This is a genomic window from Glycomyces sp. NRRL B-16210, from assembly GCF_000719515.1.
Taxonomy (GTDB): domain Bacteria; phylum Actinomycetota; class Actinomycetes; order Mycobacteriales; family Micromonosporaceae; genus Glycomyces.
In genome coordinates this window covers 253,915-269,649 of sequence record NZ_JOGR01000007.1, presented here as the reverse complement: position 1 = coordinate 269,649, position 15,735 = coordinate 253,915, and the positions used below count along the sequence as shown (strand labels likewise).

General features: G+C 70.0%; 13 protein-coding genes. 6 read left to right on the top strand and 7 right to left on the bottom strand.

The window, feature by feature from the left end:
- Position 1: 1 nt before the first annotated feature.
- The gene (gene ettA, locus IF12_RS0111760) at positions 2-1,681 is read right to left on the bottom strand and encodes an energy-dependent translational throttle protein EttA (protein WP_030158285.1); all 1,680 of its coding nucleotides are present in this window, start codon (positions 1,679-1,681) and stop codon (positions 2-4) included.
- 162 nt (positions 1,682-1,843) lie between these two features.
- Between ettA and IF12_RS0111755 the strand changes: the two genes are divergently transcribed.
- From IF12_RS0111755 to IF12_RS24095, 3 genes are all read left to right on the top strand, one after another.
- Positions 1,844-3,274 (top strand): trehalose-6-phosphate synthase, encoded by a 1,431-nt coding sequence (locus IF12_RS0111755; RefSeq protein ID WP_030158284.1) that lies wholly within the window; start codon positions 1,844-1,846, stop codon positions 3,272-3,274.
- A 61-nt stretch (positions 3,275-3,335) separates the two neighbouring features.
- Positions 3,336-5,927, top strand: coding sequence for a trehalose-phosphatase (gene otsB, locus IF12_RS0111750; RefSeq protein ID WP_030158282.1), 2,592 nt, complete (start codon positions 3,336-3,338; stop codon positions 5,925-5,927).
- A 93-nt stretch (positions 5,928-6,020) separates the two neighbouring features.
- Entirely contained in the window at positions 6,021-7,838 is a 1,818-nt protein-coding gene (locus IF12_RS24095; RefSeq protein WP_030158280.1) for a protein kinase, read from the top strand.
- A gap of 172 nt (positions 7,839-8,010) precedes the next feature.
- On the opposite strand, the gene IF12_RS0111740 is transcribed toward IF12_RS24095, so the two are convergent.
- Positions 8,011-8,361, bottom strand: coding sequence for a hypothetical protein (locus IF12_RS0111740; protein ID WP_030158278.1), 351 nt, complete (start codon positions 8,359-8,361; stop codon positions 8,011-8,013).
- 394 nt (positions 8,362-8,755) lie between these two features.
- On the opposite strand from IF12_RS0111740, the gene IF12_RS0111735 reads away from it, so the two are divergent.
- Positions 8,756-9,253 carry a DUF3145 domain-containing protein gene (locus tag IF12_RS0111735; protein WP_030158276.1) on the top strand — a complete coding sequence of 166 codons (498 nt, stop codon included), beginning with the start codon at positions 8,756-8,758 and terminating at the stop codon, positions 9,251-9,253.
- Between the two features lie 205 nt (positions 9,254-9,458).
- Here IF12_RS0111735 and IF12_RS0111730 read toward each other — a convergent pair whose 3' ends face one another.
- Positions 9,459-10,106 carry a DsbA family protein gene (locus IF12_RS0111730; RefSeq protein WP_030158274.1) on the bottom strand — a complete coding sequence of 216 codons (648 nt, stop codon included), beginning with the start codon at positions 10,104-10,106 and terminating at the stop codon, positions 9,459-9,461.
- Between the two features lie 89 nt (positions 10,107-10,195).
- Between IF12_RS0111730 and IF12_RS0111725 the strand changes: the two genes are divergently transcribed.
- Positions 10,196-11,116, top strand: a complete 921-nt coding sequence (locus tag IF12_RS0111725; protein ID WP_081913506.1) for a helix-turn-helix domain-containing protein — start codon at positions 10,196-10,198, stop codon at positions 11,114-11,116.
- 352 nt (positions 11,117-11,468) lie between these two features.
- On the opposite strand, the gene truB is transcribed toward IF12_RS0111725, so the two are convergent.
- From truB to IF12_RS0111705, 4 genes are all read right to left on the bottom strand, one after another.
- Positions 11,469-12,419 (bottom strand): tRNA pseudouridine(55) synthase TruB, encoded by a 951-nt coding sequence (truB, locus tag IF12_RS0111720; RefSeq protein ID WP_051704273.1) that lies wholly within the window; start codon positions 12,417-12,419, stop codon positions 11,469-11,471.
- Between the two features lie 305 nt (positions 12,420-12,724).
- Positions 12,725-14,062 (bottom strand): MATE family efflux transporter, encoded by a 1,338-nt coding sequence (locus IF12_RS0111715; RefSeq protein ID WP_030158268.1) that lies wholly within the window; start codon positions 14,060-14,062, stop codon positions 12,725-12,727.
- Positions 14,059-14,508 (bottom strand): 30S ribosome-binding factor RbfA, encoded by a 450-nt coding sequence (rbfA, locus tag IF12_RS0111710; RefSeq protein WP_030158266.1) that lies wholly within the window; start codon positions 14,506-14,508, stop codon positions 14,059-14,061. Before rbfA ends, IF12_RS0111715 begins: the two co-directional genes overlap by 4 nt.
- 139 nt (positions 14,509-14,647) lie before the next feature.
- A complete protein-coding gene (locus IF12_RS0111705) occupies positions 14,648-14,944 on the bottom strand; it encodes a DUF503 domain-containing protein (protein WP_030158264.1) in 297 nt (98 codons plus the stop codon).
- A gap of 201 nt (positions 14,945-15,145) precedes the next feature.
- Here IF12_RS0111705 and IF12_RS0111700 point away from each other — a divergent pair, with 201 nt between their 5' ends.
- Positions 15,146-15,676 (top strand): DUF6069 family protein, encoded by a 531-nt coding sequence (locus IF12_RS0111700; RefSeq protein WP_030158262.1) that lies wholly within the window; start codon positions 15,146-15,148, stop codon positions 15,674-15,676.
- Positions 15,677-15,735: the final 59 nt, after the last annotated feature.

Below are 15,735 nucleotides of genomic sequence, written 5' to 3'. Positions count from 1 at the left end.
GCTAGTCCCGGGTGAGCTTCCGGTGGGTGACGCGGTGCGGGTTGGCGGCGTCGGGGCCGAGGCGCTCGATCTTGTTCTTCTCGTAGGAGTCGAAGTTGCCCTCGAACCAGAACCACTTGGGCCGGCCGTTCTCGTCCTCGCCCTCCCAGGCGAGGATGTGGGTGGCGACCTTGTCGAGGAAGGCCCGGTCGTGGCTGATGACCACGGCGCAGCCGGGGAACTCCAGGAGGGCGTTCTCGAGGCTGGAGAGCGTCTCGACGTCGAGGTCGTTGGTGGGCTCGTCGAGCAGGAGCACGTTGCCGCCCTGCTTGAGGGTGAGCGCGAGGTTGAGCCGGTTGCGCTCGCCGCCCGAGAGGACCTTGGTGGGCTTCTGCTGGTCGGGGCCCTTGAAGCCGAACGCGGCGATGTAGGCGCGGCTGGGCATCTCGACCTTGCCGACCATGAGGTAGTCGAGGCCGTCGGAGACGACCTGCCACACCGACTTGTCGCCGTCCAGGCCCGAGCGGTTCTGGTCGACGTAGGAGATGTCGACGGTGCCGCCGACGTTGACCTCGCCCGAGTCGGGCTTCTCGAGGCCGACGATGGTCTTGAACAGGGTGGTCTTGCCGACGCCGTTGGGGCCGATGATGCCGATGATGCCGTTGCGCGGGAGGTTGAAGTCCAGGCCGTCGATGAGCGTCACGCCGTCGAAGCCCTTGACGAGGTTCTTGACCTCGATGACGGTCGAGCCCAGGCGCGGGCCCGGCGGGATCTGGATCTCCTCGAAGTCGAGCTTGCGGGTCTTCTCGGCCTCGGCGGCCATCTCCTCGTAGCGGCCCAGGCGGGCCTTGGACTTGGTCTGGCGGCCCTTGGCGTTGGAGCGGACCCATTCGAGCTCGTCCTTGAGGCGCTTCTGGAGCTTGGAGTCCTTGCGGCCCTCCACCTTCATGCGCTCGGCCTTCTTCTCCAGGTAGGTGGAGTAGTTGCCCTCGTAGGGGTAGGTGCGGCCGCGGTCGAGCTCGAGGATCCACTCGGCGACGTTGTCGAGGAAGTACCGGTCGTGCGTGATGGCGACGACGGCGCCGGGGTAGGCGGCGAGGTGGCGCTCCAGCCACAGGACCGACTCGGCGTCGAGGTGGTTGGTGGGCTCGTCGAGCAGGAGCAGGTCGGGCTCCTCCAGCAGGAGCTTGCACAGGGCGACGCGGCGGCGCTCGCCGCCGGAGAGGTTGGTGACGGGCCAGTCGCCGGGCGGGCAGCGCAGGGCGTCCATGGCCTGTTCGAGCTTGGAGTCCAGTTCCCAGGCGCCCGAGGCGTCGAGCTCCTCCTGGAGGCGGCCCATCTCCTCCATGAGCTCGTCGGTGTAGTCGACGGCCATCTCGGCGGCGACCTCGTTGAACCGGTCGAGCTTCGCCTGGATCGGCGCGACGGCCTCCTGGACGTTCTCCATGACGGTCTTGGTCTCGCTCAGCGGCGGCTCCTGCGCGAGCATCCCGACCGTGGCGCCGTTGGCGAGCTTGGCCTCGCCGTTGGAGACCTGGTCCTGCCCGGCCATGATCCGCAGCAGGCTCGACTTGCCGGCGCCGTTGGGGCCGACCACGCCGATCTTGGCGCCCGGGTTGAAGTACAAGGTCACGTCGTCGAGCACGACCTTGTCCCCGTGAGCCTTGCGCGCCTTTTCCAAGGTGTAGATGAACTGCGCCACGATGATCCTTCGCTTTGCGACCGAGCGGTACGGAAATGACCGATACCAATGATGTCAAGCCCCTCCGGCGGGCGTCGATCGGGCCTTCACGCGGCCGTCTACGTCACCGCAACCAACCGGTCACGCTCCACGGCTAGGCTTGTGCAAAGGAGGGAATACGAATTGAGCAACGCATCCTTCATTGTCGTAGCCAACCGTCTCCCCGTCGACTCCGTGGTCGACGACGAGGGAAATAGAACCTGGCGCCGATCCCCTGGCGGCCTCGTTGCCGCCCTCGAACCGGTCCTTCAAGCGAACCAGGGCACGTGGATCGGCTGGGCCGGCGCCGCCGGCGCGGCCCCCGAGCCCTTCGAGGCCGACGGCGTGACGCTGCTGCCGGTCGAACTGAGCGAGACCGAGGTCCTGCGCTACTACGAGGGGTTCTCGAACGCCTCGCTGTGGCCGCTCTACCACGACGCGGTCGAGCCGCGCGTCTTCCGCCGGTCCTGGTGGAAGTCCTACTACGAGGTCAACGAGCGCTTCGCCGAGGTGTGCGCCCGCGAGGCCGCGCCCGGCGCGGTCGTGTGGGTCCAGGACTACCAGCTCCAACTGGTGCCCGGGATGCTCCGCGAGCGGCGCCCGGACCTGCGGATCGGGTTCTTCCTGCACATCCCGTTCCCGCCGGTCGAGCTGTTCATGCAGCTGCCGCACCGCATGGAGCTGCTCAAGGGGCTCCTGGGCGCCGACCTGGTCGGCTTCCAGCGCCCGCTCGCGGCCCAGAACTTCCTGGCGCTCACCCGGCACCTCCTCGGCTACCGCCCGAGGGGGCACTACGTCACCGTCGACGACCGGCTCGTGCGCGCCGACGCGTTCCCCATCTCCATCGACACCGCCGCCAACGAGGAGGTCGCCGGCACCGAACGGGTCCGCCAGCGGGCCAAGGAGATCCGCGCCGAACTCGGCGAGCCGGAGACGATCATCCTCGGCGTCGACCGGCTCGACTACACCAAGGGCATCGAGCAGCGCCTCAAGGCGTTCCGCGAACTGCTCGAAGACGGCCGGCTGCAAGTGCCCAAGGCCGTCATGGTGCAGGTCGCGACCCCCAGCCGCGAGAGGGTCGAGCAGTACAAGACCCTCAGGGACCGGGTCGAACGCGAGGTCGGGCGCATCAACGGCGAGTACGGTCAGGTCGGGCTCCCGGCCGTCCACTACCTGCACCAGTCCTTCGACCGGTACGAGCTCGCCGCGCTGTACCAGGCGGCCGACATCATGGCCGTCACGCCGCTGAGGGACGGTATGAACCTCGTCGCAAAGGAGTACGTGGCGAGCCAGACCGACAATCGCGGCGCCCTCGTTCTGAGCGAGTTCGCCGGTGCCGCAGGCGATCTGCGTCAAGCGTTCCTGGTGAATCCGCATGATTTGACCGATTTGAAAGACGGATTTGTGACAGCCGCCGACGCCTCGCTCGACGATAAGATGAAACGGATGCGCGCAATGAGGCGGTACCTTCGCAAACACGATGTGAGCCGCTGGGCTCGCAGCTTCCTCACCGCGCTCGGCGTTCCGGAACGCAGCGCGGCGTACAATCCGGGCAGCCCGCCAGCCGCCGACTGAAAAGCGGCAGGTGAAGGCGGGCGCACACAATTCACAACGACGGTGTTGGAGATACGCCACGATGACCGCACCACGCCCAGAGGGCCTCGCCTCGGAGAACTTGAGCTCCTCTGAGGATTTGCGCTCGGCCCTCATGCTGCTCGCGCGCGTTCCGCAACTGCTGATCGCGTGCGACTACGACGGCACGCTCGCCCCGATCGTCACCGACCCCTCGCAGGCCAAGCCGGTCCCCGAGTCCGTCTCAGCACTGCGGACGCTCGCGAACCTGCCGCAGACGAAGGTCGCGGTCATCTCCGGTCGCGCACTGCGCGACCTGGCGGCGCTCTCCCGCCTGCCTTCCGAGATCCACCTGGTCGGATCCCACGGATCCGAGTTCGACATCGGCTTCACCCGGGCGCTCTCCAGCGAAGACCAGCGACTGCGCGACAAGATCGTCGCAGAGCTGTCGGCGATCGCCGAACGCTACGAGGGCGCCCGGGTCGAGCCCAAGCCCGCCGGATGCGCGCTGCACGTGCGCGAGGCCACCGACAAGGACGCCCTCCAGGCCATCGAGGAGGTCCGCGAGGGCCCCTCGACCTGGAGCGGCGTGCAGACCACCGAGGGCAAGGCCGTCATCGACCTCTCGGTCGTCGCCACCCACAAAGGCGACGCGCTCGACCAGCTCCGGCACCAACTGGGGGCCTCCGCGGTCCTGTTCCTGGGCGACGACGTCACCGACGAGAATGCGTTTGCGCACCTCCACGGCCCCGACGTCGGCGTGCGCATCGGCCCGGGCCCCACCCGCGCCTCCTACCGCATCGGCGACCCCGAGGACGTCGCGAAGCTCCTGGCGAGCCTCGTCGACACCCGCCGCGCCTGGCTCCAGGGCGAGTCGGCCCAGCTCATCGAGCGGCACACGATGATCGCCGACGGCGCCAACCACGCGCTGCTGACCCCCGACGGCCGCGTCACCTGGATGTGCCACCCCAAGCCCGACTCCGGCTCGGTCTTCGCCGACCTCCTCGGCGGCGAGCACGCCGGGCACTTCACCGTGCAGCCGGTCCACGCCGGGCTCCCGCTCGGCCAGCGCTACGTGGCCGGGACCATGTCCGTCGAGACCCGCTGGGCGGGCCTGACGATCACCAATTGGCTCGACTCGACCCCCAGGCGGCGCGGCGACCTCAACGCCACCGTGCTCGTCCGCGAGATCACCGGCGAGATCCCCGTCAAGATCACCTTCGCGCCCCGGCCCGAGTTCGGGCTGCTGCCCGTGCAGCTCCAGCCCGTCGGCGATGAGGGCCTGAAGGTCCTCGGCGGCCGCGAGCCGATCAGCCTGCGGTCCCCCGGCGTCGAATGGCACATCGAGTACGACGGGCAGCACTCGCTGGCCGTCGCCGAGGTCGACCTCGCCGCGCGCGGCGGTTCGCTCGTGCTGGAGATGCGCTCGGGCATGGACGACCTCGCCGAATGGCGCCCGCCGGTCCACGTGCGCCGCCGCACCACCGAGGCGGGCTGGCGCAACTGGGCCGACTCGCTGCGCCTGCCGCGCGTCGAGCCGGAGATGGTCTCGCGCTCGGCCCTGACGCTCAAGGCGCTGTGCCAGCCGACCGGGGCGATCCTCGCCGCGGCCACCACGTCGCTGCCCGAGGAGCTGGGCGGGGTCCGCAACTGGGACTACCGGTTCTGTTGGATCCGCGACGCGGCGATGACCGCGAACGCCCTGGTGGACCTCGGTTCGCTCCAGGAGGCGGAGTCGTTCTTCGGCTGGATCGCCGGGATCCTGGAGCGCACCGCCGGGCACCCCGAGCGGCTCGCGCCGCTCTACGACATCGAGGGCCTCGCGCCTTCGCCCGAGGCGATCATCGACACGCTCCCCGGCTACGCCGGGGCGCGGCCGGTGCGCATCAACAACGCCGCGTCGAACCAGGTCCAGCTGGACGTGTTCGGCCCGGTGGCGATGCTCATCGAGGCCGTCGCGCAGCGCCGCGGGCACCTGTCGGAGTTCGAGGAGCGGGTGATGTCGAGCATGGTCGAGGCCGTCGCCAAGCGCTGGCACGAGCCCGACCACGGCATCTGGGAGGCCCGCCAGGCCCCGAGGCACCACGTGTACTCGAAGGTCATGTGCTGGGTGACGGTGGACCGGGCGCTGAAGGTCGCCGAGCAGTTCGGCATGGAGTACAAGCCCGAGTGGCCCGAGCTGCGCGACCAGATCGCCAAGAACGTGCTCGAACTGGGCTGGAACGAGGAGATCGGGGCGTACACGGCGGCGTACGGGGACGACGACCTCGACGCGGCCTCGCTGTGGATCGGCCTGTCGGGGCTGCTGCCGGCCGACGACCCGCGCTACCTCAAGACCGTCCTGCGGATCGAGGCCGGGCTGCGGTCGGGCCCGACGGTCTACCGCTACCACCGCGACGACGGCCTGCCGGGCACCGAGGGCGGGTTCATCATCTGCGCCGCGTGGCTCGCCGAGGCGTACCTCCAGGTGGGCCGCCGGACCGACGCCGAGGAGCTGTTCGAGCAGATCATCGCGTGCGCGGGACCGACCGGCCTGCTGCCCGAGCAGTGGGACCCGATCGCCGAGCGCGGCCTGGGCAACCACCCGCAGGCGTACTCGCACCTGGGCCTGATCCGGGTCGCGAACCTCCTCAACGGCGCGGTCGGACACATCTGAGCGTTCCTCAAGGCGGGGCGCTAATCTGTCATGGAAGCGGCCTCGGCTCGCGAGCCGAGGACCCGCACGGTCCTACGACAGGAAGCCCCCGCCTTGAGCTCCCCCACCGGCCCCGCCCCGGCCATCCCCGGCTACCGCGACTTCGAGATGGTCGCGCACGGGTCCACCGCGTTCGTCTACCGCGCCGTCCAGGAACGGCTCGACCGGACCGTGGCGGTCAAGGTCCTGCTCGTCGACGACGACATGACCACCGCCGACTCGGTCGAGAAGGAGCTCGAGGCGACCGTCGCGGTGTCGAACCACCCGCACATCGTCTCCATCATCGACACCGGGCACTCCGAGACCGGGCAGCCGTACATCGTCATGGAGTACTGCGAGGGCGGTTCGTACTCGGCGATCATGAAGGCGGGCGGGCCGCTGCCGGTCGAGGACGTCATCGAGGTCGGCGTCAAGATCGGGCAGGCCCTCCAGGCCGCCCACAACGCCGACATCCTGCATCGGGACGTCAAGCCCCAGAACATACTCCGCGGCCAGTACGGGCCCGCTCTGGCGGACTTCGGGATCGCGCGGACGCCGGCGGGGCTGGCGGCGACCTCGGCGATCGACAAGCTCACGCCGCTGCACGCCTCCCCTGAGGCGCTGCTGCGCCAGGCCCAGACGCCGCCGAGCGACCTGTTCAGCCTCGCTTCGAGCATGTGGCACCTGCTCGCCGGGTTCGCGCCGTTCGCCAACCCCGAGGGCGGGACCGACCCGGACACGCACCGCCAGCGGGTGACCTCCGACGCGCCGCCGCCGAAGCTGCCGCGCGAGGACGTGCCGGAGTGGCTGGAGCGCCTGCTCGTGTCGGCGCTGTCGCGCGACCCAGCGCGCCGCCCGGCCTCGTGCCAGGCGTTCGCCGACGAGTTGCAGCGCGGCATGTACGGCGGCGGGGTCGGCAAGGCGGCCGCGCCCGAGGTCATCGGGGACATCAGCAACGAGGAGACGGTGTACCGGCCGGAGGTCGCCTCGCGCGGGACCCGGATGCCGTTGGACCCGTTCGCGCCCGTGGGACACGGGCCGGGGCCCGAGCACGGGGGCACGGTCGGATCGGGGGTGACCGGCGGCGGGACGGGCGGGTACAGCTCGGCGCTGGGCCACGCGGTCGACCCGCGCTACGCGCAGTTGGACGGGTCCGCTCCGCCGGTCTCGGCCACGCCGTTCTCAGGGGCGCCGAACAGCGGCGTGCCGTTCTCGGGGGCGCCGCAGGGGGCCGTGCAGCACGCGCCGAACATCGCGCCGTACTCGGCGCCGCCGCAGGCGCCGGTGAGCATGCAGCCGCCGCCGGGCCCGTGGCACCCGCAGGCCGCGCAGGGGACGATGGCGGGGAGCCCGCAGTCGGCGGCGCCCGACCAGCAGGTGTTCGCGCCGCCGGTGATCGGGCGCGACGGGGCGAAGCAGCGCAAGACCAAGGCGTACAAGGCGCCCAAGCAGGTCCAGCCGCGTCCGAAGGACGAGCGGAGCCTGAAGTCGTACGTCGTTCTGGGCCTGGTGATCACGGTGGCGCTGGGCGCGGTGATGACGGTGTGGCTGTGGCTGCTCGCGCCGACCAAGGACCTCGACGACCTCGACCAGGCCAGGACGGACGGCGAGGGCGCCCCGGTGAACGTCGCCATCGAGTCGTGGAGCCAGGGCGAGGTGACCTTGACGTGGGAGGCGCCCGCGGCGGACTCGCAGCTGTCGTACATCGTCTTCGCGCAGCGGGTGGGCGACGACCGGGCCGAGCCGCTGAACCCGCAGGGCACCACCGACACCCGCTTCAGCGCGGGCGGGCTCATCCCGTCGGAGGAGTACTGCTTCAACGTCACCGCGATCTGGGCGGTGGACGAGACGCCGACCTCCGATCCGGTGTGCACCGCCGATCTCGCCGAATAGGCGCGCCTCAATGGGGATCGCCCGATCGGAGGAATCCCGCGTTGTCAGTGGCCTGATGCGAGTGGACTCGAAATAACGTTATCGAACAAATGATCGAGCAATTCGAGGGGCGCAAAAGAAAAGCGCCCCATACCCTCACGGGCATGGAGCGCGAACGTCGCGGGTGCGAAACCTAGGCGGCGACGGCCTCGGCGGCGAACACGTCCGCCTCTTCGAGGCCTTTGAGGGTGGTGTCCCAGCCCTGCTCGGCGGGGAGCTCGGCCGCGAGCGCCTCGAGTTCGGCTTTGATCTTGGCGCCGTGCCCGGCGGCGGCGAGGGCCTTGACGGCCTCGGTGAACGCCTCGGAACCGGTGGCCAGGTGCAGGGTCCTGCCATCGGTCAGGTTGCGCAGGTACACGTGCTTGCCGCTGTTGAGCGGGATCAGGTACTTGAACTCGCCGAGGACGTTGAGCCCTCCCGCAGCGCCCGACTTCTGTCCGGCCTTGACGGAAGCGCGTGCGGTTTTCGAAGTGTTGGCTGCCACGCCGGTCTCCTCACCATGTCGTGTAAGACGGATCTTCGGCCTGACGCAGGAAGAGCAGCCCGAATGGCGGGCACTGAACCTGGGTTGGACCACAAAAGAAAACCGACAGTCTGCCGGTCATGCGCAAGTGTAGCTCAGGTGTCTGCTGCGACGACTAGCACACGCACCCGGTGTGACGCATCGAATGATCGAAAAAGTGAGCGCCCGGAGCCGTTTAAGCCTAGCGCGATGCTTTCGAAGCTGTCAGTATGTAACTGAGCGGAATAGCGTGCCGGGTTCGACTTCATCCCCCTCTCGACCTGGCCGATACCCGTTGGGCGGCTTCAAGTCGTGACAAATTGACCACAAGGAGTGAGCCAGTACTCAGATACGCCGATTCCCAAGGAGGTGCGCGATGCAGACACGCGGCGTGATCTACATCCACTCCAGCCCGCTTGCGGTGTGCCCGCACGTCGAGTGGGCGATCGGCCGTGTCCTGGACGGCTCGGTGACCGTCAAGCTCGGATGGCACCAGCAGGACGCCGAGCGCGGCACCATGCGCGCCGAGCGCGCCTGGACCGGGTACGCGGGCATGGGCGCCGAGTTCGCGAAGGCGTTGGCGCAGTGGCCGATGCTGCGTTTCGAGATCACCGAGGACCCGAGCGCGGGCGTCGACGGCGAGCGGATCATGCACGTCCCCGGCCGCGGCGTCCACCGCGTCGCGATGAGCGCCGGAGGCGACATCATGATCGCCGAGGACCGCATCCGCGCCCTCCTGGCGACCACGACCAGCGCCGAGGCGCTCCGCGGCGGGCTGGACCAGCTGCTGGGCCTCGACTGGGACCGCGAGCTGGAGCCGTACCGGCAGGCCGCCGGCGGCACCGAGCAGTCCTGGCTGTCGCAGGTCAGCTAGTACTTCTGAACCGGAAACGAACGGACGGGCCCCGCGCATCGCGCGGGGCCCGTTCCGTATGCGCGGGAAGGGATCGGAGGAGCGGTCGATGCGGCGCGGTGCGATGTCGAACTTTGGAGACGTGCGTCCGAGAGGCGAATCACCTTGCGGGCGAAGCGGTACGGGGCCGGCGCCCGTGGGCGCCGGCCCCGTACCCGGGTTCGACTTAGAGGTCGAAGGTGAGGTTGTCGAAGCTGGGTCCGTCGGTGCGGGAGCGCTTAAGCTCGTAGAAGCCCGGCGTGGTGGTCACGGCGTAGACGCCGTCCCACAGCTTCGCGGCGGCCTCGCCCTGCGGCGCGGGCGTGACGACGGGGCCGAACAGGCCGACCTGCACGCCCTCGTCGTTCTCGACCGCGACGACGGGCGTGCCGACGTCGGTGCCGACCAGGCCGATGCCCCGCTGGTGGGAGGCGCGCAGGGCCTCGTCCCATTCCTCGCCCTTGCCGGCGTCGGCGAGTTCGGCGGGGAGGCCGACCGCTTCGAGCGCGGCCGGGATGTAGACCTCGGGGTCCTTCTCGCCGCCGAGGTGGATGCGGTTGCCGAGGGCGGTGTAGAGGCGCCCGAGGGTCTCGTTGTCGTACTGCTGGGCGACCGCGGTCGCCACGCGCACCGCAGGCAGGGTGCGCGGCATGAGATTGCGGTACTGCTCTGGCAATTCGTCGAGGTTGGGTTCGTTGAGCACGAAGAGGCTCATGACGTTCCAGCGCACGTCGAGATCGCGGTACTTGGCGGCCTCGATGATCCAGCGCGAGGTCATCCAGGCCCAAGGGCACGCGGGGTCGAACCAGAAGTCCACTGTCTTGCTTTCGGTCATGGCCGCAAGGGTACGTCGCGTCGGTGACGATGATCCGAATCATCGAAGTCGATCTTGAAAACCGCCTATAACGGGTAAACTCCCTGTCGATGCTGGTGAATACGCGACAAGATGACATAACGGGCCTCAGGTTCGGGGGCGATGGCGCCGAGCCCGGCGGCGGGCCCGGCCCGTTCGCGGGCGGCGCGGGCGCTCCCGCGGTGGAGATCCTGACGCTCGCGCGGCTGCGCGCGGGCGGGGGCAACCCGGCGCGGCCGGTGCGGCTCGACCGGCACTGCCTGATCACGCTCACGTCGGGGGCGCTGGCGCACCGCGTGGACTTCGCGGAGTACGCGCTCGCGCCGGGCCAGTGGCTGTGGGCCAGGCCGGGACAGGTGCAGCAGTGGGATGGTCTCGAAGGGGCCGAGGGGACGCTGATCCGCTTCGCGACCGGGAGCCTCGACCCGGACACGGCGATCGCGGTGTGCGTGGACGACCCGCACGCGCCGGTGGTGCGAGTCCCGGCGGCCGAGGATCACGCGCTGCTTCGGGCGGCGACCACTCAGCTCCAGTGGGAGCACTCGGCGGACCGGTTGGCGGCGGGCGTTCGATCGCAGGTGCTGCGGCATCTGCTCGCGGTGCTGGTGCTGCGGGTGGCGAGCCTGCCGGGGGCGGCGGCGGGGTCGGAGGCGGAGCCGAGCGAGGTGTATTTGGCGTTTCGGGATGCGGTGGAACGGGACTTCGCGAACACGCGCAGGCTCGGCGATTACGCGGCGGCGCTGGCGTACTCCCCCAGGACGCTGTCGCGGGCGACGATCGCGGCGGCGGGGATGCCGGCGAAGGAGTTCGTGGACAGGCGGGTGGTGCTGGAGGCCAAGCGGATGCTGGCGTGCTCGGGAGATTCGGCGGCGCGGGTCGGTGAGCGGCTGGGGTTCTCGAGCGCGACGAACTTCAACAAGTTCTTCACGCAGCGGACGGGAACGACCCCGATCGCTTTCCGCGACGAAGTGCGAACGCCAAAGCTCGGATGAGGATCGGCACGCACGCCGAAAGCACTGGGGACCTCCGGCGTTGGGCCCCCGGTTCGCAATGGTGCCCGTGGGGTGTGACATCCCTTTGGGGGCTGCTGTTCGAAAACGGCCCGGTGGCCGGTCGAAGCGTGGGCAGCATGAACGTCCATAGGACCCTTGGGGTTGGGCCCCCAGTTTTCAATGGTGCCCGTGGGGTGTGACATGACTTTGTGGCCGGTGTTCGAAAACGGCTCGGTGGGCAGTCGAAGCGTGGGCAGCGTGAACGTCCACAGGACCCTCGGGGTTGGGCCCCCAGTTTTCAATGGTGCCTGCGGGGTGTGACATTTTCTGCCGGCTTGAAGCGGCCGGCCGTTTACGAGGCCGCTGCGAAGACCGTTTCGGGTTTTGCGGTGTCGCCTTGTTCGGTCATGACCGCGAGGAGGTCCCCCGCTTCGTTCAGCACCGCGTAGCGCCCTTCGATGCCGGCCGCCTTCAGCGGCTTGCCGTACGAGAGGGCCTTCGCCTCGGCTTCGGTCGCGGTGCGCACCGGCATCAGCCGCGCGGCGGCCTCGCCCATCGTCAGCGCGCCCAGCGGCTCGCCCGCCTCCGAGCGCTCCGCCAGCGCCTCCAAGGTCGCGGCCACTTCGATGCCGAACCCACCGATCCTGGTGCGGCGCAGCACCGCCAGGTGCCCGCCGACGCCGAGTGCGGCCCCGAGGTCGCGGGCGATCGCGCGGATGTAGGTGCCGGAGGAGCACGAGACCTCGACGTTCACGTCGATGACCGGCCACACGTCGCCGTCGCCGTCGGCGACGGTGGTCTTCCAGATGTTGCCGACTTCGATCGAGGCGATCGTGATGCGGCGGGCCTTGAGTTCGACCTCTTCACCGTCGCGCACCCGCTTGTAGGCGCGCTTGCCGTCGATCTTCACGGCGCTCACGGAACTGGGGACCTGGTCGATCTCGCCGACCATCGCCGCCAGACCGGCCTGGATGGCCTCGTCGGTCGTCTCGTTGACCGCGTCGCCGCACCAGCCGTCGTAAGCGCCTTCGGCGTCGTCGGTGACGGTGCTCAGGCCGAGCCGGATCGTCGCGGCGTAGGACTTGTCGAGGCCCGACACATAGGTGAGCAGCTTCGTCGCCTTGCCCACGGCCACGATGAGCACGCCGGTCGCCATCGGATCGAGGGTCCCGCCGTGGCCGACCTTGCGGGTGCCGCAGATGCGGCGCATCCGGGACACGACCCCGTGCGAGGTGATGCCCTGGGGCTTGTCGACGACGATGAGGCCCGGCTGCGCCGGGTCGGCGGGCTGCGCTGTGGTCACGGTCGTACACGTTAATCGCGGCCCGAACCGCGTCCGGAGCGCGGGTGGCTCCGGAGTGTTCGCGGTACTGCGGTCTCGCGGCGCGATGCTGGACCGGACGGCCGTTACGGCATTCCGCGCCGCGTCTACTGGTGGCGGTCGAGGGACTCCTGGAGGGCGCGCAGTGCTTCCGCCTTCTCCTCGTCCCAATTATTGGGACGGGCGCGGCGCTTCCGTCGGGTCGATGAATCAGTCTTCATCCTCGACACCTTAACGAAGGTTCAGGTCCCATTCTCGCGTGAATCCACATGATGGGACGAAAGAATTCAGACGCGCTCGGCGCCGGTCACGGCCCAGCCGCCGGATCGCAAGCGCCACAGGATGAGTCCGAGCCGCACCAGCATGAAGACCGCGGTGCCCGCCCAGATGCCCGTCAGGCCCCAGCCGAAGAGGAGCGTGAGCCACGTGAACGGCAGGCCGCTCGCGATCGCGATCACCGTCATGTTCCGCATGAACTTGAGGTCCCCGGCGCCGATGAGCACCCCGTCGAGCGCGAAGACCACGCCCGCGACCGGCAGCAGGAGCACCAGCCAGGGCCAGACGTACCCGAGCTGCTCGTGGACGCCGGCGTCCTTGGTGAACAGGCCTGGGAGGACCGGCAGCGACACGAGCACGGTCAGCAGGAACACCCCGCCGTAGCCGAGGCCGACGACCGTCAGCCGCTTCGCCGAGGCCTTCGCGGCCTCGGGCCGACCGGCCCCGAGGTCGGCGCCGATGAGCGCCTGGCCGGCGATCGCCACCGCGTCCAGGGCCAGCGCGGCGAAGAACCACAGCTGCATGCCGATCTGGTGGGCGCCGAGGGCGGCGGTGCCGACGCGGGCGGCCACGGCCGCGGCCGAGAAGGAGCTCACTTGGAAGGCGACGCCGCGGACGATGAGGTCGCCGTTGGCGACCAGTTGCTTGGACATGAGCGGCCAGTCGACGGCGAGGCTCACGCGTTCGCGGCGCAGCGCGAGGAGGAACAGGGTGCCCGAGAGGGCCTGGGCGACGGCGTTGGCCCACGCGGAGCCGACCAGGCCGAGGCCGACGGGGTAGACGAGGATCGGGGCGAGGATCGCCGAGAGCACGAACGAGATCGACACGAACCACATGGGGCGCTTGACGTCCTGGACGGCGCGCATCCAGCCCTGTCCGGCCCCTGCGACGAGGAGGAACGGGGCGCCGAGGACCGCGACGCGCAGCCACTGCGCGGCGGCGGCCTCCACGGCGGGGTCGTCGCCCATGAGGCCGGCGATCGGTCCGGCGAGGAACTGGAAGGCGCCGATCATGACCAGGCCGGCGGCGAGGGCGAGCCAGGTGCCTTGGACGCCTTCGGCGACCGCGCCGGCCCGGTCCCCCGCGCCGAAGCGGCGGGAGGCCCGGGCGGTGGTGCCGTAGGCGAGGACCGCGCCGATGAGCGGCGCGAGCCCCATGATGACGCCGCCGAGGGCGAGGCCGGCGAGCGGCACCGCGCCGAGGTGGCCGACGACGGCGGTGTCGATGAGGAGGTAGATCGGCTCCGCCGCGAGGACCACCAGGGCGGGGATCGCCAGGGAGGCGATGCGCCGGTAGGAGGCCGGTCGCGGTGGGGCCGGGACCGGTTCGGCGGGGGCGGCCGGGCTCACCGGGTGGTTTCTTCCGCCGTCTCCTCGTCGTCCTCGTCGACCACGTAGGGGTTCGGGTCCCCCGCGTAGGCGGCGCCTTCGGCGATCTTGTGGACCTCGGCGTCGGCCGCGGCGGCCTTCGCGAGGAGTTCCTCGATCCGGTTGGCCTGCTCGGGGACGGTGTCCGCGACGAAGGCCAGGGACGGGGTGTGGCGCATGCCGAGGGCCCGGCCGATGACGGTGCGCAGGTGCCCGGTGGCGTGCTGGAGCCCGGCCGCGGAGTCCTTGACCTGGTCGTCGTCGCCCATGACGGTGTAGAAGACCGTGGCCTCGCGCAGGTCCGGGGTCATGCGCGCGTCGGTGATGGTGACCATGCCGACCCTGGGGTCCTTGAGTTTGCGCACCGCCTGGGCGGTCAGTTCCATGACCCGCTTGGACACCTGGGCCCGCTTCGCCGCGTCTGCCATCGCTCTTCTGCCTTCCACTTCTCGCGCACCGCTGGTCGGGTGCGCCGTCGTTGACGTGCGGCTCGCAAGCCTCGCCGAGGGTGTTCGTCCACGGCTCGGCCGCTTCGCCGCGGGTGACCGCCGGCTCGGCCGGGGCCGGTCATTCGTCTTCGGGACCGAAGACGCGCCGCCTGGCGCTGAGCAGTTCCACTTCGGGACGCCCGGCTATGTGGCGCTCGCACGTGTCGAGGAGGTCCTGCACGTGGCGCAGTTCCCCGGCGACGGCGGCGACGCCGATCGTAGTGCGTCCGTGAAGTTTCTGGCCGCCGACCTCCGCGACGGCCACTTCGTACTTCCGCAGCGAGGAGCAGATCGGGCGCACGTAGGAGCGCTTGGCCTTCAGGGAGCGGGAGTCTGAGGGGAGGAGCAGGTCGAATTCGACGCAACCGGTGTACACCGCTCCAGGTTACGCGCCGCCGCCGACAACCCCAAGAGCTTTTGGGGTCGCGGCGCGGTCGGGACTTTGAATCGACATGGCCCGAAAATACCGGTTTCGAGCGCTCCGTCACGGGTACTGTCACTGTGGGTCAGCGAGTCTGACCGTCCAGCGAGGTTCCGCGCGCGCTGCGCGCGGGCTCGCCGAAGGGATGGAGGAGCCATGTCGGCACCGCAGAACGGCTGGGACCGCAACTACCAGGAACCGACGCGGGAGTACCCGGCCGCGCCCGAGCCGCGTGCCTCGTCGCAGCCGTCGGTCGAGGCCGGGAAGCTGTGGGCGGGCGGGTTCGGCACCGCGGTGGTCGCCGCGCTCCTGGCGCTCGTGGGCATCCTGCTGGTCCGCGGCGTCCTCGGGGTCCACATCCTCTCGCCGTCGGACGCGGGCGCCTACGGCGACGCGACCACGACCACTTACGCGTTCGGGGCCTTCGGGGCCGCGATCCTCGCGACGGGCGTGCTGCACCTGCTCCTGATGCTCATGCCGCGTCCGATGAGCTTCTTCAACTGGATCATGCTGCTGGTCATCGCGGTGGGCGTGCTCATCCCGTTCACCGCCGCCGCCGAGCTCCAGTCGCAGATCGCCACCGCCGGGATCAACCTGGTCATCGGCATCTGCATCATGAGCCTGCTCAACTCCGTCGGCGGGATCGCCACGCGCGCGGCGCGCCGGCAGGGCGTCGGCCTGCGCTGAAGGTAGGGCTGTCCCTACCGCGAAGACACTGGACGGCCGGGTCGCGGGGGCGCTCGGGC